16 protein-coding genes are annotated in these 19,561 nt (G+C 60.1%); 11 read left to right on the top strand and 5 right to left on the bottom strand.

What is annotated here, in order from left to right; all coding sequences use genetic code 11:
• Positions 1 to 3 precede the first annotated feature (3 nt).
• Positions 4 to 759: a hypothetical protein gene (locus GSQ81_RS16105; RefSeq protein ID WP_158911677.1), complete on the bottom strand. Its 756-nt coding sequence runs from the start codon at positions 757 to 759 to the stop codon at positions 4 to 6.
• Positions 760 to 913: 154 nt separating this feature from the next.
• On the opposite strand from GSQ81_RS16105, the gene GSQ81_RS16100 reads away from it, so the two are divergent.
• Both GSQ81_RS16100 and GSQ81_RS16095 read left to right on the top strand, forming a co-directional pair.
• Positions 914 to 1,288, top strand: coding sequence for an RNA-binding S4 domain-containing protein (locus GSQ81_RS16100; RefSeq protein WP_318523808.1), 375 nt, complete (start codon positions 914 to 916; stop codon positions 1,286 to 1,288).
• A 253-nt stretch (positions 1,289 to 1,541) separates the two neighbouring features.
• Positions 1,542 to 2,078, top strand: coding sequence for a hypothetical protein (locus GSQ81_RS16095; RefSeq protein WP_158911675.1), 537 nt, complete (start codon positions 1,542 to 1,544; stop codon positions 2,076 to 2,078).
• Here the strand turns inward: GSQ81_RS16095 and GSQ81_RS16090 are convergent.
• Together GSQ81_RS16090 and GSQ81_RS16085 are read right to left on the bottom strand one after the other, a co-directional pair.
• Positions 2,044 to 2,391 carry a hypothetical protein gene (locus GSQ81_RS16090; protein WP_158911674.1) on the bottom strand — a complete coding sequence of 116 codons (348 nt, stop codon included), beginning with the start codon at positions 2,389 to 2,391 and terminating at the stop codon, positions 2,044 to 2,046. The genes GSQ81_RS16095 and GSQ81_RS16090 overlap by 35 nt on opposite strands.
• Before the next feature lie 86 nt (positions 2,392 to 2,477).
• Entirely contained in the window at positions 2,478 to 3,539 is a 1,062-nt protein-coding gene (locus tag GSQ81_RS16085; RefSeq protein ID WP_158911673.1) for a family 43 glycosylhydrolase, read from the bottom strand.
• A 145-nt stretch (positions 3,540 to 3,684) separates the two neighbouring features.
• Between GSQ81_RS16085 and GSQ81_RS16080 the strand changes: the two genes are divergently transcribed.
• From GSQ81_RS16080 to GSQ81_RS16050, 7 genes are all read left to right on the top strand, one after another.
• A complete protein-coding gene (locus GSQ81_RS16080) occupies positions 3,685 to 6,150 on the top strand; it encodes a bifunctional (p)ppGpp synthetase/guanosine-3',5'-bis(diphosphate) 3'-pyrophosphohydrolase (protein WP_158911672.1) in 2,466 nt (821 codons plus the stop codon).
• 231 nt (positions 6,151 to 6,381) lie between these two features.
• A complete protein-coding gene (gene trpB, locus GSQ81_RS16075) occupies positions 6,382 to 7,611 on the top strand; it encodes a tryptophan synthase subunit beta (protein WP_254060240.1) in 1,230 nt (409 codons plus the stop codon).
• Positions 7,595 to 8,356: a tryptophan synthase subunit alpha gene (gene trpA / locus GSQ81_RS16070; protein WP_158911670.1), complete on the top strand. Its 762-nt coding sequence runs from the start codon at positions 7,595 to 7,597 to the stop codon at positions 8,354 to 8,356. The genes trpB and trpA overlap by 17 nt, the downstream gene beginning before the upstream one ends.
• Before the next feature lie 133 nt (positions 8,357 to 8,489).
• Complete coding sequence (pheA, locus tag GSQ81_RS16065; RefSeq protein ID WP_158911669.1) at positions 8,490 to 8,753, top strand: chorismate mutase; 264 nt, start codon at positions 8,490 to 8,492, stop codon at positions 8,751 to 8,753.
• A 74-nt stretch (positions 8,754 to 8,827) separates the two neighbouring features.
• Positions 8,828 to 9,847 (top strand): 3-deoxy-7-phosphoheptulonate synthase, encoded by a 1,020-nt coding sequence (gene aroF, locus GSQ81_RS16060; RefSeq protein ID WP_158911668.1) that lies wholly within the window; start codon positions 8,828 to 8,830, stop codon positions 9,845 to 9,847.
• Between the two features lie 2 nt (positions 9,848 to 9,849).
• The gene (locus GSQ81_RS16055; RefSeq protein WP_158911667.1) at positions 9,850 to 10,719 is read left to right on the top strand and encodes a prephenate dehydrogenase/arogenate dehydrogenase family protein; all 870 of its coding nucleotides are present in this window, start codon (positions 9,850 to 9,852) and stop codon (positions 10,717 to 10,719) included.
• Between the two features lie 52 nt (positions 10,720 to 10,771).
• Positions 10,772 to 12,004 (top strand): threonine ammonia-lyase, encoded by a 1,233-nt coding sequence (locus GSQ81_RS16050; protein ID WP_216846453.1) that lies wholly within the window; start codon positions 10,772 to 10,774, stop codon positions 12,002 to 12,004.
• 9 nt (positions 12,005 to 12,013) lie between these two features.
• Here GSQ81_RS16050 and GSQ81_RS16045 read toward each other — a convergent pair whose 3' ends face one another.
• Both GSQ81_RS16045 and GSQ81_RS16040 read right to left on the bottom strand, forming a co-directional pair.
• A complete protein-coding gene (locus GSQ81_RS16045) occupies positions 12,014 to 13,123 on the bottom strand; it encodes a D-alanine--D-alanine ligase family protein (RefSeq protein WP_158911666.1) in 1,110 nt (369 codons plus the stop codon).
• 180 nt (positions 13,124 to 13,303) lie between these two features.
• The gene (locus tag GSQ81_RS16040; RefSeq protein WP_158911665.1) at positions 13,304 to 16,204 is read right to left on the bottom strand and encodes an aconitate hydratase; all 2,901 of its coding nucleotides are present in this window, start codon (positions 16,202 to 16,204) and stop codon (positions 13,304 to 13,306) included.
• 348 nt (positions 16,205 to 16,552) lie between these two features.
• Between GSQ81_RS16040 and GSQ81_RS16035 the strand changes: the two genes are divergently transcribed.
• Both GSQ81_RS16035 and GSQ81_RS19840 read left to right on the top strand, forming a co-directional pair.
• Positions 16,553 to 17,584, top strand: coding sequence for a ComEC/Rec2 family competence protein (locus tag GSQ81_RS16035; protein ID WP_158911664.1), 1,032 nt, complete (start codon positions 16,553 to 16,555; stop codon positions 17,582 to 17,584).
• Positions 17,585 to 17,713: 129 nt separating this feature from the next.
• The gene (locus GSQ81_RS19840; RefSeq protein WP_254060239.1) at positions 17,714 to 19,285 is read left to right on the top strand and encodes a YXWGXW repeat-containing protein; all 1,572 of its coding nucleotides are present in this window, start codon (positions 17,714 to 17,716) and stop codon (positions 19,283 to 19,285) included.
• Positions 19,286 to 19,561 lie beyond the last annotated feature (276 nt).

Below are 19,561 nucleotides of genomic sequence, written 5' to 3'. Positions count from 1 at the left end.
AATTCAACGTCTAGCAACGAGCCTTCGCTGCTTCACCGTTCTCTCATGTAAACCGCAGGCAGAGGGCGGGTTCGTCATCTGCTTCGCGAACATGCGGTAATCCTGGTTTCCCGGTCGCAACGTCGACCAATAGCCTGTCCTCGACAGCAGCGGTTTGTGCATCTCGATGATCTGCCGTGCCAGAATCTTCACACCGCACTCAAGGTTGTTCTTCGGCTGCAGGATTGTCTTCTCCGGATCATCCGGCGTCAGCTTCCGGTCCGCCTCCCAGTCAAAGTCGCAGCCGTAACGCCTTTGGTCTTCGTAGGTCAGTTGCATCAATCCCTGGCTGCGAACCATTCTTCCTGTTACTGCATCCTTCACCGCGACCTGCGGCTCGGTATGACGCACCCGGCTTGTGGGATTGAGGCCCGCCTCCGCACCGGCCAACGCCTGAAAAAAATAAGCCCAGAAGGCTCGCTTATCCGCCATGCCCATGCCATAAAAGCGCGGGCAGAACTGCCGCACATCATGCGGAACCCGGTAGGACAGCATCGACGCAGGAATCGCCTCTTCGACGATCTTGTCCCATGCAGGGTCCCAGCCGTCTTCGCCAAGCTCAATCTTCTTTATGGCAATCGGAGTTGCCGGTGCCGGTTTCATCGCCTTCATGGGAGGAGCAGGAGGTTTAGGCTCTTCATGCTTTGCTGCGCACCCACCCACCAGTAGCGCCAGTCCCACTGCGGCACCCAACCCGGCATTAAGCAGCTTCACACCCATCCAAAGCCATCCTCGCTCTTATCCGGGCCCGTGCAGCGGAGCATAGAAGGCCTCCTCCGCATTTGTCCAGAGAATTAGCTTGACGTTATGGCGGCGATATTTTTCAGGCCGCAGGAATGCTTATGTACGAAAATGAACCATGATGGATGTGCGAATGGACAAGTGGCTCTGGGCCGCCAGATTCTTCAAGACGCGAGCGCTGGCGTCGAAGGCATGTGAGCTGGGCAGGATTGAATCGAACGGCCAACGATCCAAGGCGGCGCGCGAGGTACGCGTCGGCAACATGCTGCGCATCAAAAACGAAGCCGGGGACTTTGAGGTAGAAGTGTTGCTTCTCAGCGAGATGCGCGGGCCGGCGGCGGTTGCCCAAACGCTGTACCGTGAGACCGAAGAGAGCCAGCAGGCCCGTCTGAAGGCCGCCGAGGAGCGTAAGGAGATGATGCGCATGGGGGCCGTGACCGAGGGGAAGCCCTCAAAGCGCGACCGTCAGGAGCTTAAGCGGCTGCGAGGCAGAATTCACCGCTTCTAAGTTTGCGTTTGCAGCCCGCAAGGTCGCAACATAACCAAAGCAGCATCCAACTGAGTGCCGCTATCTCCTTTCCTGAATGACTGAGTGGAGAATAGGGCTCAATCGAGGGCTTTTCGTGAAAATTAACGCTACGCGCCACCTTTTTTCGGCTGTTTTTCTAGGGTTTTTTTGCGGCCCGTGCATTGTATTGGCTGCACAACCACCCGCCGCAGCGCCGCCGCCGACAGCACAAACACAAGAAACGCCCTCTGCGATGCTGCAGCCCGCGCTTAATACGCTCGCGCAGTCGCTCGAAGGATTGCGACCGGACAAATGGAAGACCTCGGATGCAATACGCGAGGAGACGAGCTCCAACATCAGCTCCATTCATCGCGATATTGAAACGGCGCTGCCGCAGTTGCTCGCAGGCGCCGACGCAGCACCCAATTCTGTCTCGCAACTCTTGCCCGCCTACCGCAATATTGAGGCGCTCTACGATGTGCTGCTCCGCGTCGGCCAGGTCGCCAACCTTGCCGCTCCCAACCAGCAAAGTGCAGCGATCGACCACGCGAGAGCGAGTCTTGAAGATGCCCGGCGCGCGCTCGGAGATCATCTCAACTCCGCGGCGCTTGCGCAGGAGCAGCAGGTGCATAGCTTGCAGACTGCCCTTCGCGCGGTGCCGCCACCCGCTGCTCCGGTTGTCTGCCCGACCCCGGCACCGGTGAAGAAGCGCAAACGGGTGAACAAGCCGGTAAAGAAATCTGCTCCTTCTCCAGCTAGTTCGCCGGTTGCTGCCCCTTCTTCTCACTGACGGCGGTTGTTCGTCCCGTTTTTCCAGGGATCATAGACGAAACATTCCGCAAATAATGGTCCGGGGTTTTACTCAGTGGAATGGCGTGCACATAGCGATCTTCAGTCTGACTGAGTGGAATATCGTGCACGATCCTATCTGCCTTTGTCACCGTGGGAAGTTCGAACCCGCCGCTCAACTTGGTGGTGGGGAGAGTGGTGCTCAGTGGGTTTTGCTGAGCAGGCATGGTGATGCTCATTAGAAGAAGCATCCACAAGGCCGGATAAAACCCATCCACACCGAGAACAATCTGCTTTAGGATTTTTTGTCCCATAGGATGCAGGTCTCCGTCCGCTCTGGAATCTTCTGAGCCCGGCATGATTCCTCAAGTTGGACGCAACTGGATTGGTTAGCGCAACCTCAATTCGAAGGCTTTTTTATCGCTGTTTCAGCCGAAAGCGGTTTGCCGAAGTTCGGCGTGCCATCGGCGTTCCAGGTAAAGGGCTGTATCCGCGGCGAGCGCTTGCCTCCGCAGCCCTCACCCGAGCCTGGGTTCGCGTGATAGATGATCCAGTCTTCTCTGCCATCCAGCGACTTGAAGAAGCCGTTGTGGCCGGGGCCGAAGACGCCTGCTCCACGGTCCTGCTTGAAAAAAGGATGATCGAACTTCGACCATGAGGCGGTATCGAGCAGGTTGGAGTCGGCGTTCGCCTTCACCACGCCCAATTCGTAGTAATCCGTCCAGCAGGCGGAGCCGGAGTAGACGAGGAAGATGTCCTGTCCGTGCTGCAGAATCTCCGGGCCTTCATTCACATTGACGTGCGGCATCTCGGGGCGATTGAGCAAGTCGCCGACATGCTCCCAGGGATATTTGGGATAGGAGAGCAGGACGCGCTTCGAGTCGATGGTCCACGGATTTTTGAGGTGCGCCAGGTAGATGCGCTGCTCGCCGTCGCTATCGCCCTCCCAGCCGGACCACACGATATATTTCTGGCCCTTGTTTTCGAAGACGGAGGCATCGATGGCCCACTTGTCGGTTACGTCCGCAACCTTGCCCTTGAAGGTGAAGTTGCCATCGAGCGGATCGGCTGCCGCGTTTTCGACGACATAGATGCGGTGCGACTCATTCTGTCCTGCATCGGCGGCAAAGTAGATGTACCACTTGCCATCCACGAAGTGCAGCTCCGGCGCCCAGATGTCGTGCGAGTAGGGGCCGGTGGCCGGTGGCGTCCACACGACCTTCTTCTCTGCGTGGGCAAGGTCAGTGATGTCGCGGGTCTTCCAGATGGTGAGGTTCTGGCCGGTCGTGTTCATGTAGTAATAAAAGCCGTCATGCGTGACGACCCAGGGATCGGGGCCGGTCTGGAGCAGCGGATTATGGAAGGTGTCAGCGGCCTGCGCGGTCGTCTGTCCCTGCGCCGTCGGCTGAGAGAACGGCAGTGCAGCCGTAGCGAGTAGAAGCAATCCGGAGAGCAATTTCATGGCGGTCCTCTGGAGATCCTTGGCAAATTGAACGCGATCTCGGGGGTGTATTCGCTTACATAGCATCATCTCATCTCCGGCGGTTGCTTCGAGGCCATCCTGCCAGCCCGAAAGCCCCTCTTGACGGCGCAGCCTATAATGTCCTATGGTCAGCGCCCATCCAGCCTCTTCGGAGGCTGATCCGCAGTCGCGGTCGCAAAACGAACCGAAGAACCCATCGGAGATACCGGATACCGATACAGGAACGAAGCTGGAAACTGCTCTTCCTGTTGGAGTTACGGCGGATACCCCGGTTGCTGCGGAGTTGCGTGCCGATGCGGCGAAGGGTGAGCCTGTCGCACCGTCGGCCCTCGATGAGTCTTCGGCCTCTCACCTAAGCGGCGTCGCGGCGGGGGAGATCGAGACTGTCGATGCAAAGTTCCAAAAGCTGCTGGAGACGGTCCATCACAACCGCCCAGCCGATGACCTCGATATTATTCGCAAGGCATGGGCGTTCTCCATGTCGCAGCACGAGGGCCAGAAGCGTGCCTCGGGCGAGCCGTATATCATTCATCCGCTCGAAGTCGGGCAGGTACTTGCAGAGTTGAAGATGGACTCGACCGCGATTGCAGCCGGTCTGCTGCACGATGCCGTCGAAGATACCGATGTCACCTCAGTCGAGTTGGGCAAGCGCTTTGGCGATCAGGTAGCGCATATCGTCGAGGGGGTCACCAAGCTCGACAAGATCAAGTTTGCCAACCGCGAAGACCATCAGGCAGAAAATATCCGCAAGATGCTGCTGGCGATGGTGACGGACGTTCGCGTCGTCATCATCAAGCTGGCCGACCGTCTGCATAATATGCGGACGCTGGAACACCTGAAGCCGGAGCGGCAGCAGAAGATTGCCCGCGAGACGCTGGATATCTATGCTCCGCTGGCGCACCGTCTGGGCATGGGTAAGCTGCGCGGAGAGCTTGAGGACCTTGCCTTCCGCTACACCGATCCCTTTGCGTACGAGCAGGTCTCGTCCGAAGTCAATGCGCTGCGTGGGGCGGGCGAAGAGTTTCTGCATAAGATCGTCACCGAGCTGGAAGAAAAGCTGCGCGAGCACCACATTCAGGGGCGCGTGGAGTGGCGCATCAAGCGTCTCTACTCCATTCAGCAGAAGCTGGAGTCGCAGAAGATCCCCGTGGACCAGGTCTATGACCTGCTCGCGGTGCGCGTCATCTGCCAGACGGTGCAGGACTGCTATGCGGTGCTGGGCCTTCTGCACAGCACCTGGCGTCCGGTGCCGGGGCGCATCAAGGACTTCATCGCCATGCCGCGGCCCAATCTCTATCAGTCGCTGCATACGACGCTGATCGCACCGGGCGGGCACCAGTTCGAGGTGCAGATCCGCACCGAAGACATGCACCGCGTCGCCGAAGAGGGCATCGCGGCGCACTGGAAGTACAAGGCCTCCGACAACGTCACCTCGAAGGACGAGCAACGGCTGGCGTGGATGCGGCAGTTGATGGAGTGGCAGCGCGAGATGCCCGACCCCAACGAGTTCATGTCGACGCTGAAGATCGACCTGTACCCCGAGGAGGTCTACACCTTTACGCCGAAGGGCAAGGTGGTGGTGCTGCCGAAGGATGCGAGCCCGATTGATTTTGCCTATACGATCCATACCGAGGTAGGCAATACAACCGTGGGCGCGAAGGTGAACGGGCGCATCGTTCCGCTGCGGACGCGGCTGCGCAACGGTGATATCGTCGAGATTTCGACGCAGACGGGGCACGCTCCCAGCCGCGACTGGCTCAGCTTCACCAAGAGCTCGCGTGCTCGCAACAAGATCAAGCACTGGCTCAACGAACAGCAGCGGGTACGTGCCATCGAGATCGGTAGAAAACTACTGGACCGCGAAGCACGCAAGTACAAGCTCTCGCTGGGCAAGTTCGATGAGGCCGACTACGACAAGGTCGCCGGCGAATACGGACTCGGGACACAGGCCGAGTTGCTGGCAGGCGTGGGCTTCGGCAAGTTTTCCGCACGACAGGTTCTAAACAAGCTGGAGCCGGGATCGACCATGGCCGCGGAGCCTGCGCCGTCCGAAAGCACGGTCGGCAACGCCCTCGGCCATATGTCCGATGCCGTGAAGAAGGTCTTCTTCGGCAAGGGGTCGGACTCGCTTCAGGTAGAAGGGCAGGACGATCTGCTCGTCTATCGCGCACGCTGTTGTAACCCGATTCGTGGTGAAGAGATTATTGGCTACGTCACCCGGGGCAAGGGCGTAGCAGTTCATGCTCGAAGCTGTCCCAACGTGCAGAACCTGCTGTACGAGTCGGACCGGCGCATCCAGGTGGAGTGGGCTCCTTCGCCGACAGAGCCCGGAACGACGAAAGCCCAGACGTACCCTGTAAAGCTGACATTGCTTTGCGATGATCGTCCCGGGTTGTTGAAGGAGTTCACGGCAATCATCGCGGACGATGGAACCAACATTCGCAGCGTGGACACAAAGCCCACCCCCGAGGGAACCATGGTGGTGGACTTCGTCGTCGAGACGGTGGATGTTCGCCACCTCAACAAGCTGGTGCAGAACCTGCGCAAGGTCCCCGGCGTGCGCGACGTGCATCGCGTGCAGAAGATCTAGTTCCCGACAAGAAGTTGCAATGGCATGGGATGGCAGTGTATGTTCAATAGCAAGATGACGACCTTTTCCAGCCGATTTTGGTTTACCTTCCGCTACTGGCACACGGTAGCGGCATCGGCGGAGTAGCTTCATCTGAGAGATTGCTGAGTTTCAGTTGATTCGATATCCACACGAGCCGCGACCTGATGAGGTTGCGGCTTTTTAGCGTAGGAAACAGGAGAAGCAATGAGCATGAGTGCGGCAGTGAATCCGGTGGCGGGGCGGTTTGGAGCCTATGGCGGCCGGTATGTTCCGGAGACGCTGATGGCGGCGCTCGAAGAGCTGGAGGCGGCCTATGCGCAGGCAAAGGACGATCCGGCCTTTCAGGCGGAGCTGGCCGATCTGCTGCACAACTATTGCGGCCGTCCGACCCCTCTCTACTTCGCCAAGCGGCTGACCGAGCAGCTTGGCGGGGCGAAGATCTACCTGAAGCGCGAGGACCTGCTGCATACGGGCGCACATAAGATTAACAACGCGCTGGGGCAGGGTATGCTGGCGCGGCGCATGGGCAAGCAGCGCATCATCGCCGAGACCGGGGCAGGACAGCACGGCGTAGCCACCGCGACCGTATGCGCTCTCTTTGGCCTCGAATGCGTCATCTACATGGGCGAAGAGGACATGCGGCGGCAGGAGCTGAACGTCTACCGCATGCGTCTGCTGGGCGCAGAGGTGCGCGGAGTCTCCGCAGGCTCGGCCACGCTGAAAGACGCCATCTCCGAGGCGATGCGCGATTGGGTCACCAATGTTCGCACCACATACTACATCCTCGGCAGCGCTCTGGGAGCGCATCCTTATCCAACCATGGTGCGCGACTTCCATCGCGTCATCAGCCTCGAAGCCAAGGCGCAGATATTGAAGCAGGAAGGCAAGCTGCCCACCGCAATCGTCGCCTGCGTAGGCGGTGGCTCGAACGCGATCGGGGCCTTCTATGAATTCCTACCCGATGCGAATGTGCAGTTGATCGGCGTCGAGGCAGGCGGACGCGGCACCGCGCTCGGGCAACACGCAGCGCGTTTCCAGAAGGTTGGCGGCGGTGTCCCCGGTGTCTTGCAGGGAACCTACAGCTACGTCCTGCAGGATGACGCTGGGCAGATCTCGCTGACGCACAGCGTAAGCGCGGGTCTGGACTACGCCAGCGTAGGCCCGGAACACGCCATGCTGCACGACTCAGGCCGCGCAAGCTACGTCTCCTGCTCTGACGATGCGGCACTGAAGGCCACGGTAACACTCGCTCGAACAGAAGGAATTCTTCCCGCGCTTGAGAGCGCCCATGCCGTGGCCGAGGCCATCCGGCTCGCTCCGACGATGGCGAAGACGGATGTGCTGATGGTGAACCTCTCCGGACGAGGTGATAAGGACATGGGGATTCTGGCAAAGGAATTGGATTTGAAGGGAGCAGGGCCGAATGTCGATCGAGTTTAAGAAGAAGCCGGGGATCGTTGCGTATCTGACAGCAGGCGATCCTGACCTGGCGACGACGCGGGACATTGCGCTGGCAGCGATTGATAACGGCGCAGACGTGATCGAGTTGGGCGTGCCGTTCAGCGATCCGCTTGCGGACGGGCCGGTGATTCAGCGCGCCAGCGAGCGCTCCGTCGCCCGTGGAACCACCCTGACCGACGTTCTGGGATTGGCGAAGGAGCTGCGCGCAGCACGTCCGGCAGCGGGCCTGGTGTTGTTCTCCTATCTCAATCCGGTCGTGCGAATGGGAATGAAGACCTTCTGCGCGAAGGCTGCCGAGGCAGGCGCAGACGGCGTTCTGCTGACCGACATGATTGTGGAAGAGGCAGGGGAGTATCTGGAGGCGATGCACGCGCACAAGCTGGCCCCGGTATTTCTGGCCGCGCCCACCAGCCCCGATGCACGGCTCAAGGCGATTGCCAATGTCTCGCAGGGCTTTGTCTACGCCATCTCTCGCGTCGGAATTACCGGAACGCAGCAAACCATCGCAGGCGATGCCGCGGAGTTGGTCTCCCGTCTGCGAACCTTCACAAAACTGCCGATTGCCGTAGGTTTCGGCATCTCGAACGCGGAGCACGTCAAGGCCGTCGGCGAGTTTGCCGATGCCGCAATCATTGGCAGCGCGCTGGTGGCGCTGATCGAAAAAAGCGACCCATCCGAGGCTCCGGCGGCCGTCGGGCGGTTCATTGCGGGGTTGCGCGCATGAGCATCCTGAACGCAGATAAATCAATTCGCGTGGACACCCCCGTTTATCATGATGTGTACAACAATTTTCCGCAGCGGATGACGCCAGAAGGATCAAAGTCTGGACGAACGCCGCTGCAACGTGAGGCTGATGCATGGATATCTCCGACTGGCGAAAGAAGATCGACGAACTGGATGAACAGATTGTTCGTCTCATCAGCCAGCGCGCCGAGGCCGCAAAGGCCATTGGCGAGCTTAAGAAGACGGCGGAACTGCCGGTCTACGAGCCTCACCGCGAACAGGACGTCTTCAACCACGTTCGCGCCGCCAACCCCGGCCCGCTGGCCGACGCCGAGATACAGCATGTCTACGAGCGCATTATCGACGTGATGCGCACCTTGCAGCGACGGGACCAGTAAACGCCTTATTTGTTCCGAATTAAGTTACAAAAAAATCATCCAGTTATCTATCTAAAGAGAGCGAAGCGAAAACAATGATCGTAGCGATGCAGGACCATGCAACAGAGGAAAATATCCAAAGTGTGATCGAGCGGATGGTCGAGCTCGGCTTCAATGTTCACCGCACGACAGGCGCAGCACAGACGATTCTGGCCGGCGTTGGAACGCCCGAACACTTCGAGGTTGCCGAATTCAAGGTGCTCCCCGGCGTGCACGACGCCTATCGCATCTCGTCGCCCTACAAGCTGGCGGGCCGCAACTTCCGTCCCGAAGGCACGAAGATAAAGTTCTCCAACGGCGTCGTCATCGGCGGCGAAGAGATCATCATCATGTCCGGCCCCTGTTCGGTCGAATCGCGGGAGCAGATTCTCACCAGCGCGAAGCAGGTTAAGGCAGCAGGCGCAAAGTTCCTGCGCGGCGGCGCCTACAAGCCCCGCAGCTCGCCGTACAGCTTCCAAGGTATGGGCGTCGAAGGGCTGAAGCTGCTGCGCGAGGTTGCCGATGAGACCGGCCTTCTCGTCATCACCGAGGTCATGGAGATCTCGCAGATCGAAGTCATGCTGCCTTACATCGACTGCTTCCAGATCGGCGCGCGCAACATGCAGAACTTCAACCTGCTGCGCGAGCTTGGCCACGTCCGCAAGCCCTGCCTGCTGAAGCGCGGCATCGCCGCAACCATCGAAGAGGTACTGCTCAGCGCGGAGTACATCCTCTCCGGCGGCAACTACGACCTCATCCTCTGCGAGCGCGGCATTCGCACCTACGAGACCTATACCCGCAACACCATGGACATCTCGGCGATCCCCGTGCTCAAGAAGCTGACCCACCTGCCCGTCTTCGGCGATCCTTCGCACGGCGTCGGTATCCGCGACCTGGTGCCCCCCATGGCGCTGGCCAGCGTCGCTGCCGGGGCTGATGGCCTGCTGATGGAGATGCACCCGAACCCGGACAAAGCGATGAGCGATGGCGCACAGAGCCTCTACCCTGAACAGTTGGTGAAGCTGGTGGCGCAGTTGCGTCAGCTCGCGCCAATCGTTGGGCGAAAGATCGCCTAACCATGCCTGCCGGAACAATGGAACGCGTTCTCATCATCGGTACGGGCCTGATCGGTGCATCCACCGGTCTGGCCCTGCGCGCTGCCGGGTTTGCCGGGCGCATCGACGGATGGGATACAAGTTCGCTGGAGCGGACGGCAGCGGCGCAGATGGGTGCCATCGACGCTGCCGCCGCCACCGCTGAAGATGCGCTGGAACTGGCGCGCACCGCCGATGTGGTCGTGCTCGCCGTGCCGGTGTTGGCCATCAAGGACTGGATGCAGCGTCTTGCGCCAGTGGTCCATGCCGGACAGTTGATTACCGACGTAGGCAGCACCAAGCTGGAGATCACCGAACTCGGAAAGACGCTGTTTGCGGCACCCGATGCTCCGGCATTTCTGCCCGGCCACCCGATGGCCGGTAAAGAATCCGGGGGCGCCATGCTGGCTGAGGCGCGGCTCTTCAATAACGCGATGTGGCTTTTCACCCCAGCCACATCCGGGCCCACGCCCATGGAAAAAGAGTGGCGCGATTGGGTTGGCTTCTTCGGCGCACGCACGCTCGATATGGATGCCGCACGGCACGACGAGCTATGCGCCTGGGTCAGCCATCTGCCGCAGATGTTATCGACCGCGCTGGCTGCGTTGCTCGAAGACAAGTTCGGCGATGCTCCCGAGATTGGCGCGATTGGTGCGCGTGCTCTCCGCGAGACGACGCGCCTCGGAGCCAGCCCCTACAGCATGTGGCGCGACGTTGCCATGACCAACACCGGCCCCATCGCCGACACGCTGTTTGCGCTGGAGCAGCGATTGGCCCACGTCCGCGAGAACCTCCGCACCCCGGAGCTGCGCGACGAGTTCGCCTTGGCAAACAAGTTCCGCCAGCGCCGCTAAGGCCTTCAGAAACTGGGCTGACGCGTTGCCGTTCGGGTAACATCGGTACAGAGTGAGCAAAGCCATCAACAATCTCAGCATCAGTCTTGCCGACGTGCAGGCAGCCCGCGAGCGGCTGCGTGGATCCATCTACTATTCTCCCTGTCCGCACTCGCAGATGCTCTCCGCGCTGACCGGCCAGCAGATCTATCTCAAGCTCGAAAACCTGCAGATGACCGGCGCGTTCAAGGAGCGCGGCGCGCTCAACCGCATTGCGATGCTGACGCCGGAGCAGGCCGCCCGCGGCGTCATTGCGGCAAGTGCAGGCAACCATGCGCAGGGTGTTGCCTACCACGCCACCAAGCGGGGAATCCGCAGCATCATCGTCATGCCGCTGGCGACGCCGCTGGTCAAGGTGACCGCGACACGCAACTTCGGCGCGCACATTGTGCTGCACGGAGCCAACTACGACGAGGCATACGAAGAGGCAACGCGCATCTGCGCGGCAGAGGGAATGACCTTCATCCACCCCTTCGACGATCCCGCCGTCATGGCCGGTCAGGGAACCATCGGCCTCGAGCTGCTGGAGCAGGTGCCCGAGCTGCAAGCCGTGGTCGTTCCCATCGGCGGCGGCGGCCTGATCGGCGGAATCGCCTGCGCCATCAAGGAGTCGCGTCCCGACATTCGCGTCATCGGCGTGCAGACCTCACGTCTGCCTTCCATGGCCGAAGCAGTCCGCCAACATCATCCAGTCACGCTCGATTCGGCAACCACCATCGCCGATGGCATCGCAGTGCGCCGCGCCGGAGAGGTGACCTTCCCTGTCATCGAAAAATATGTCGATGAGATCGTCACCGTCGACGAGGACGAGATCGCCTCCGCAATCCTGGTGCTTTTGGAGCGCGAAAAGACATTGGCCGAAGGCGCGGGAGCAACGGCGCTGGCCGCATTAATCCAGAAGAAGACGACGCTCAAATCCGAGCACACCGCTGTGATCGTCAGCGCAGGCAACATCGACGTCACCCTGCTCTCACGCATCATCGAGCGCGGTCTCGTGCAGGATGGCCGCCTCATCCGGTTGCGCATCCATCTGCTGGACAAGCCGGGAGCACTGGCCGAGCTGACGCGCTTGATCGCCGATCACCGCGCCAACATTGTGGATACGCTGCACAACCGCGCCTACTATGGCGTCAACCTCGGCGACACGGTCATCGACATCACGATGGAAACCCGAGGCCGCGAACAGGTTGAAGAACTGCTCGCAGCCCTGACGGCCGAAGGCTACAAACACAGCCGCGTGATCTAGCTTCGTGAGCTAATCGCGGCTGAAGCTGGTCTGCTGTTTTTCTTTTTGACGTTCGACCGCCAACGCAATCAGGCGGTCGATCAGCTTCTTATACGACAGCCCACTCGCCTCCCACAGCTTGGGATACATGCTGATGCTGGTGAACCCTGGCATCGTATTGATCTCGTTCAAATAGATGCGCGCCTTCTTACCTTTCCGCGCCGGCTCCATCAAAAAGTCGACTCGTGCCAGACCGGCGCAGTCGCAGGCCCGAAAGGCGGCAACCGCCATCGCGCGAATCTCTTTGACCTCGGCAGCCGTCAGCTTGGCAGGAATAATCGGCACGCTGGGATCCTCAGGCGAGTCGGCGTACTTCGACTCATAGTCGTAGAACTCCTTGTTCGGAACGATCTCGCCGACAACCGAAGCCTCGGGCGAATCGTTGCCCAGCACTGCCACCTCAAGCTCACGGGGCTTTGCCCCCGGCCCACCCACTCCCTGCTCGATGACGAGCTTGCGGTCGAAGCCGGCAGCGAGATCCATCGCCGCCGCAAGCTCCGAGCGATCATGCACCTTCGAGATACCAACGCTCGAACCAAGGTTTGCAGGCTTTACGAAGACCGGATATTGCAGAGCCTTCTCGATCTGGCGCGTGCAACGTTTAGGGTCAGCCTTCCATTCGCTGCGAGTCAACGCAAGATAAGGCGTCTGCGGCAACCCGGCGGCGGCGAAGAGCTTCTTCATCACGTCCTTGTCCATGCCAGCGGCAGAGCCAAGCACTCCGGAGCCAACATAGGCAATGTCAGCCAATTCAAAGAGCCCTTGGATCGTGCCATCCTCGCCAAACGTTCCATGCAGCACCGGAAAAATAACATCGACGGTCTGCGTAAGATTACCGCTCTGATAAACAAGGTCCGCACCCGCGCTGAGCTGCAGCGGCTGTTTCGATTCGCCGCCTGTCAGCAAAGCCTGCGCCTCGCCCGCGCTAAGCCATTGCCCATGTTTCGTAATCCCGATGGGCAGCACATCGTACTTCTTTTTGTCGATGGCCTTGAGGATCGAAGCAGCAGAGAGGAGGGAGACTTCGTGCTCGCCGGAGCGGCCGCCAAAGAGAATGCCAATGCGTTGTTTTTTCTTCATGTCGTCTTTTAATTTTCCTACTCTAGTCTGCGACAGAATAGCCACACCGTGCCACGGTTCATCCATCTTTGAACCACGGCTGCTACGGGTATTCTTCTTCCTATCTGCGTAATAACGTCAGAGACAGAACAGGCCCAGCAGCAACGCTGGACCTGCTCTGTTTCCAAAATATTTTTACTGTTATGCCGAGGCCGCGCTCTTGCCTGCCAACTGGCGCAGAACATACTGCAGGATGCCACCATTCTGGTAGTAGAGAATCTCCTGCGGCGTATCGATGCGCACCGTGGCGGTAAACTCGATGGTCTTGCCCAAGTCCGACTCCGCAAAGACACTGACCTCTTTGCCGTCGGCAAATTTCCCGTCGAGCATGGCCTTCAACGCTCCCGAAGCATCACCGATCGCGTAGACCTCTTCGCCCGTAAGGTGCAGCGATTCGGCGTTCTGTCCCGGCAGAAACTGCAGCGGAAGAATCCCCATGCCTACCAGGTTCGAGCGGTGAATGCGCTCATAGCTCTCCGCAATCACAAACCGCACGCCCAGTAGCAGCGGTCCCTTGGCAGCCCAGTCACGCGACGAGCCCGAACCGTACTCCTTGCCCGCAATGATGGCCAGCGGCGTTCCGCGCTCGGCGTACTTCACCGACGCATCGTAGATCGACATCGGAACATCGTCCGGCAAAAAGCGCGTCACGCCGCCCTCGGTTCCGGGAGCGAGCTTGTTGCGCAGCCGCACATTGGCAAACGTGCCGCGCACCATCACCTCATGGTTGCCGCGCCGCGAGCCGTAGCTGTTGAAGTCCGCAGGCTTCACCCCATGCTCGGTCAGATACTTTCCAGCCGGGCCGTCCTTCTTGATCGAGCCTGCCGGAGAGATATGGTCAGTCGTCACGCTGTCGCCCAGCACAGCGAGCACGCGCGCACCGTGGATGTCCTTCACCGGCTCAGGCTGCGCGCCCATGCCGTCGAAGTAAGGGGCCTTGCGGATGTAGGTCGAGTCCGCCTCCCATCCGTAGGTGTTGCCCTCGGGAAACTTCAGGTGCTGCCAGTTCTGGTCGCCATCGCTGACGGTGCCGTACTGGTGCCGGAACATCTCCGAATCAATGGACGAAGCAACAGTGGACGCGACCTCTTCCTGCGTCGGCCAGATGTCCTTCAGGTAGACAGGCTGGCCATCCTTGCCCTTACCCAGCGGCTCGGTATCGAAGTTGTGCTTGATGTGCCCGGCCAGCGCATACGCGACCACCAGAGGAGGACTCATCAGGTAGTTGGCACGAACCTCAGGCGAGATGCGCCCCTCGAAGTTGCGATTTCCCGAAAGCACCGACACGGCCACCAGTCCATGATCTTCAATGGCCTTCGAGACGTCGGTCGGCAGCGGTCCCGAGTTGCCGATGCAGGTCGTGCAGCCGTATCCGACGGTCTGGAAACGCAGTGCGTCGAGATAAGGCATCAGCCCAGCCTTCACGAAGTAATCCGTGACCACGCGCGATCCGGGAGCCAGCGAAGTCTTCACCCACGGAGGCGTCGAAAGCCCTTTCTCCACGGCTTTTTTCGCAAGCAACCCAGCGGCGATCATCACATACGGATTCGAAGTATTGGTGCACGAGGTAATCGCAGCAATCACAATCGAGCCGTGATCAAGATACTTCTCCGGATCGATACCGAAGCGATTTTGGATAGAGACCGAAGGCGCTTCGATCACTGCGGTGCCGCCACCCTGATTCACGGAGACGGTAGCAGCCTCAACCACAGGAGCTGGAGCGCCATTCGCACTGTTGACATCGCCGCCAGCGCTTGGGTGGCCGCCCTCGCCCTCCCAGCGAACCAGTTGCCGCATGCCATTGGCACTCGCCTTCGGCCCCAGCAGCGAGGGAAGCTGCTGCGCAAACGACGCTCCCACCTCGGGCAGCAGCACGCGGTCCTGCGGGCGCTTTGGCCCGGCCACGCTTGGCCGCACCGTACCCAGATCCAGCGAGGTCGTCACCGAATACTCTGCCTCGGGTGCATCCGGCGTGTGGAACAAGCCCTGCTCGCGGTAATAAGCCTCCACCAGCGCAATTTGTTCTTCTGTGCGTCCGGTCAGGCGAAGATAGTTCAGCGTCTCGACATCCACCGGGAAGAATCCGCAGGTAGCTCCATACTCAGGAGCCATGTTCGCGATGGTGGCGCGATTGGCCAGCGGCAGCTCCGAGACGCCGGAGCCGTAGAACTCGACGAACTTGCCGACAACGCCAAGCTTGCGAAGCTGCTCGGTCACGGTCAGCACCAGATCGGTTGCGGTCGTTCCTTCCTTCAACTTGCCTGTGAGTTTAAAGCCCACCACCTGCGGCACCAGCATCGATACCGGCTGGCCCAGCATGGCCGCCTCGGCTTCGATACCCCCGACGCCCCAGCCCAGCACGCCCAGGCCATTAATCATCGTCGTATGCGAGTCCGTGCCGACCAGCGTGTCAGGATAGGCGGCAACCTTTCCATCGGTGTCCGGCTGGGTCGTGAACACCACGCGAGCCAGATACTCCAGGTTCACCTGATGGCAGATACCCATGCCCGGCGGCACAGCCGAGAAGTTGCGGAACGCCGTCTGGCCCCACTTCAAAAACGCATAGCGCTCGCGATTCCGCTGAAACTCCATCGCGGCGTTCAGGTCATAGGCCCGCACGGTGCCGAACTCATCCACCTGTACCGAGTGGTCGATCACCAGCTCCGCAGGTTGCAGCGGATTGATCTTCTCCGGATCGCCACCCAACGTGCGCATGGCATCGCGCATGGCTGCCAGATCGACGATCGCAGGAACGCCGGTAAAATCCTGCATCAGCACACGGGCAGGCATGTAGGCAATCTCGCGCGAAGGCTCGGCGCTGGCGTCCCAGTTGGCGAGGAACTTAATGTCGTCGGCGGTGACGGTGCGGCCGTCTTCGTGACGCAATAAATTTTCCAGCAGGATACGCAGCGAAAACGGCAGCCGCGTCAGCTTGACGCCAACATCTTCCAGCGCGCGCAGGCGAAAGATGCTGTAGCTGGTTGAACCCGACTTCAGGGTTGACTGGCTTTTGAAAGAATCAGGGTGCGATTGGGTCGGCATGGTCTCTTCTCCAGAGAAGCGCTTCTTCTATCTTTATTAAGGAGCGCGAAGTAAGGGCCGCCGCGTGGAGGTCAGCGCGAACGGCAACGGGGAAAGCCTATCAAATTTGTGCGAAAGGGGTAGCTTGAGCGATCTAGCAGCGCCCGCGGTCAGGGCGACCGTGGTGAAAGCGCTTCGTGCATGGAAGACAGCCAGCCATCGACTCTATTTTACTTCGATTCCCTCCTCGGGCGGTAGGTGGCATCGCAGACCGTACTTTAATCCTTCCGGGGCGCCTCATTTGTGCAATCATTTCCAGTGCCGGTCAGGAGCCCCTGGCCAAGTTTCGATTCACAGGAGAACTACCGAATGAAGCGTTTACTCGCCGCCGCCCTGTTAATGGCAACCCCCCTTGCCTTCGCCCAGAAAAAGTCCGGTGACCTCAAGGTCTACTTTGCCGACGTCGAAGGCGGACAGGCAACGCTCTTCGTGCCGCCCAGCGGCGAAAATCTTCTGGTCGACGCAGGCTGGCCCGGCACCCCCAACACCGACAAGCTCGTCGCCCTCGCCAAGATCGCCGGTGTCAGCAAGATCGACAACCTCGTCATCACCCACTTTCACATCGACCACGTCGGCGGCGTTCCCGAGCTGGCCGCGCGCATTCCCGTCGTTCGGTTTATCGACCACGGCATCAACCGCGAGACCGACGACAAGGCCACCGTTGCCGGCTGGCAGGCTTACCAGAAGCTGCTGGCCAACGGCCACTACGCCCATCTCACGGCCAAGCCCGGCGAGATCCTTCCCCTAACGGGCATACACGTCGAAGTCGTCAGCGCCGACGGCAACGTGATCGAAAAACCGCTCAGCGATGTCAGTGCCGGAGCCGGAGCCGTCAATTCCGCCTGCGCCGCCAGCATCGAGAAGCCCGCTGAGAACACCGAGAACGACCGCTCCGTCGGCATGATCATTACCTTTGCCAAGCTGCGCATCGCCGACCTCGGCGACCTTACCTGGAACAAGGAGCGTCTGCTCATGTGCCCGGTCAACAAGCTGGGCAAGGTGGATGTGTACATCGTCTCGCATCACGGCTTCAACCGCAGCTCCAGCCCGGCGCTGCTCAAGGGCATCGCCCCTCGCGTGGCCATCATGGACAACGGAGCCACCAAGGGAGCCGAGGCCGACGCCTGGGCCATCGTTGACCACTCACCCCGCCTCAAAGACCTCTGGCAACTCCACACCGCCATCCACACCGATGCCGCCCACAACAGCAATGACTCTCGCATCGCCAATCTTCCCGGCCCCGATGCCTTTCATTATCTTGTTCTTACGGTGCATCGTAACGGCAGCTTCGCGGTCACCAACTCACGCACCAATGAAACTGTGGAGTATCCTGCACGATAGCCCGGCGATGCAATCCGGCAGATTGGGGATGCCTTGCAATAGCATCGATATGCCTGATCCAAAAACCGCATCATACTCAGAAAGTTTGGGTTAAGACCGTAGCAGTAAGTAAGAAGGAGATTGCGCGCGATGGTTACGTCTATAAAACAAAGATCAGGTCGCAGCCGCTGCCTGGGGTTCGCAGTGGGGATCGCCATGGTCGCAGGCATGGCAGGCTTTTCAGGGTGCCACCGGCAGGCTGTCGCAGGGCAGACTACAAACGACGCTGGCCCTGATCCCGCCGATGCAAATATGGCTCCCGTGGACAACAACGTAGCCCAGGCTGCGACACAGCCTCCTGCCCAGGGACAACCCATCCAGAATGAGAGCCAGCAGCAGGCGGCCCAATATCAGCAGAATGGCGCAGCCGCGCCTGCCGCTCAACAGCCTGAGCAGCAGGACCAGTCTTACGCCAACGATCAGAACGCCAACGATCAGGACTACGCCGACCAGAACGATCAGAACAACGATCAGAACTATGACAATCAGGTCGATGCCGGGCAGCAGGCTGTTGAAGAGGCCGACCAGCCGCCACCCGCCCTGCCTACCTACGATCAACCCGAAGCCCCCGGCCCCAACTACCTCTGGACGCCCGGCTACTGGGGCTACGCTCCCGCCGGCTACTACTGGGTTCCCGGTGCCTGGGTCTCAGCTCCGTACCAGGGCGCACTCTGGACCCCCGGCTACTGGGGCTTCTACGGTGGCAACTATCGCTTCTATCGTGGCTACTGGGGCTCGTACATCGGCTTCTACGGCGGTATCAACTACGGCTTCGGCTATACCGGCACCGGCTACTACGGCGGCTACTGGCGCGGCAACAACTTCTACTACAACCGCTCCGTCAACCGCATCAACATAAGCCGAACGAGCTACGTCTACAACCGCACGGTCATCGTCAATCACAACAACCGCATCGCCTATAACGGCGGCCGGGGTGGCCTGCAAGTAAGGCCCAACCGATCCGAGGTGGTAGCCATGCGCGGGCCGAAGGTCCGGCCCATGTCGGCGCAGGTCCAGAACCAGCGTCAGGCGTCACAGAACCGGCAACAGTTCTTCACGCAGAACCGCGGCCGCCCTGCCACCGCCGTCTCCCGTCCTCTGGTTGCCGATAAGGGTATTCAACGCCCGGTCGCCCGGCCTGTTCAGCAGCAGCGCCCAGGCCAGCCAAACCAGGCCCGTCCCGGACAACCGAACCAAAACACTCCTCAGAACCGGGGACAGTTCCAGAATCGGCCCAACTCCCAGCAGGCAAGGCCCAACCAGCCCGAAGTCAGGCAGAACCAGCCGCAACAAACTCGCCCGAACGTTCAACCTCAACAGCGGCAAGAACAGCAGTTGCAGAATCAGCGTGTCCAGCAGCAGCAACAGGTGCAGAGACAACAGCCGCAGGTCCAGCAGCAGCAACGACAGCAGCAACAGCAAGTTCAACAACAGCAGAGGCAGGTTCAACAACAACAGCAGAGACAACAACAGGTGCAGCAACAACAGAGAGTGCAACAACAGCAACGCGTAGTGCAACAGCAACAGCAGAGAGTGCAGCAACCGCAGAGGCAGGTTCAGCAGCAAAGGCCCGCTGTTCAAGCTCGCCCTGCGCAACAGGCTCGGCCTCAAGCTCCCCGGCCGCAGGGCCAAAACGGCAACGATAACCGCGATCGCCGCTAATTATTTATGTTGCAAGAACAAAGCCCCCTTCCATCTCCATGGAAGGGGGCTTTGTTCTTGCGGTGTGAGTTAGAGCAAATTCGGAGAGAGTGTAGAGCGGTAAAGAACGAGCAACAGCAAAGGCTAAATACGGGGGTTCTTCCCCTTCGGCTCCGCTCAGGGTCAGAAGGGCAATCATTTTTGATGACTCGATAGCCTCTGCAAAACGGTGTGGTCGAAGGCATGAGCCCGGACGGGATCCACGGCCTGCGGCGTTTTGTTACCCACAGGCCGTAA

This window comes from Granulicella sp. L56 (genome assembly GCF_009765835.1).
Lineage (GTDB): Bacteria > Acidobacteriota > Terriglobia > Terriglobales > Acidobacteriaceae > Edaphobacter.
Note: the sequence above shows the minus strand (reverse complement) of the source record. Positions and strands in the feature narration are given on the sequence as shown.

Excerpts from the sequence above, each read along its gene's own strand:
- trpB (WP_254060240.1), top strand. The coding sequence starts at position 6,382 with ATGAGTGCGGCAGTGAATCCGGTGGCGGGGCGGTTTGGAGCCTATGGC.
- pheA (WP_158911669.1), top strand. The coding sequence starts at position 8,490 with ATGGATATCTCCGACTGGCGAAAGAAGATCGACGAACTGGATGAACAG.
- GSQ81_RS16105 (WP_158911677.1), bottom strand. The coding sequence starts at position 759 with ATGGGTGTGAAGCTGCTTAATGCCGGGTTGGGTGCCGCAGTGGGACTG.
- GSQ81_RS16055 (WP_158911667.1), top strand. The coding sequence starts at position 9,850 with ATGCCTGCCGGAACAATGGAACGCGTTCTCATCATCGGTACGGGCCTG.
- aroF (WP_158911668.1), top strand. The coding sequence starts at position 8,828 with ATGATCGTAGCGATGCAGGACCATGCAACAGAGGAAAATATCCAAAGT.
- GSQ81_RS16045 (WP_158911666.1), bottom strand. The coding sequence starts at position 13,123 with ATGAAGAAAAAACAACGCATTGGCATTCTCTTTGGCGGCCGCTCCGGC.
- GSQ81_RS19840 (WP_254060239.1), top strand. The coding sequence starts at position 17,714 with ATGGTTACGTCTATAAAACAAAGATCAGGTCGCAGCCGCTGCCTGGGG.
- GSQ81_RS16035 (WP_158911664.1), top strand. The coding sequence starts at position 16,553 with ATGAAGCGTTTACTCGCCGCCGCCCTGTTAATGGCAACCCCCCTTGCC.
- GSQ81_RS16095 (WP_158911675.1), top strand. The coding sequence starts at position 1,542 with ATGCTGCAGCCCGCGCTTAATACGCTCGCGCAGTCGCTCGAAGGATTG.
- GSQ81_RS16090 (WP_158911674.1), bottom strand. The coding sequence starts at position 2,391 with ATGGGACAAAAAATCCTAAAGCAGATTGTTCTCGGTGTGGATGGGTTT.
- GSQ81_RS16085 (WP_158911673.1), bottom strand. The coding sequence starts at position 3,539 with ATGAAATTGCTCTCCGGATTGCTTCTACTCGCTACGGCTGCACTGCCG.
- trpA (WP_158911670.1), top strand. The coding sequence starts at position 7,595 with ATGTCGATCGAGTTTAAGAAGAAGCCGGGGATCGTTGCGTATCTGACA.
- GSQ81_RS16100 (WP_318523808.1), top strand. The coding sequence starts at position 914 with ATGGACAAGTGGCTCTGGGCCGCCAGATTCTTCAAGACGCGAGCGCTG.
- GSQ81_RS16080 (WP_158911672.1), top strand. The coding sequence starts at position 3,685 with ATGGTCAGCGCCCATCCAGCCTCTTCGGAGGCTGATCCGCAGTCGCGG.
- GSQ81_RS16040 (WP_158911665.1), bottom strand. The coding sequence starts at position 16,204 with ATGCCGACCCAATCGCACCCTGATTCTTTCAAAAGCCAGTCAACCCTG.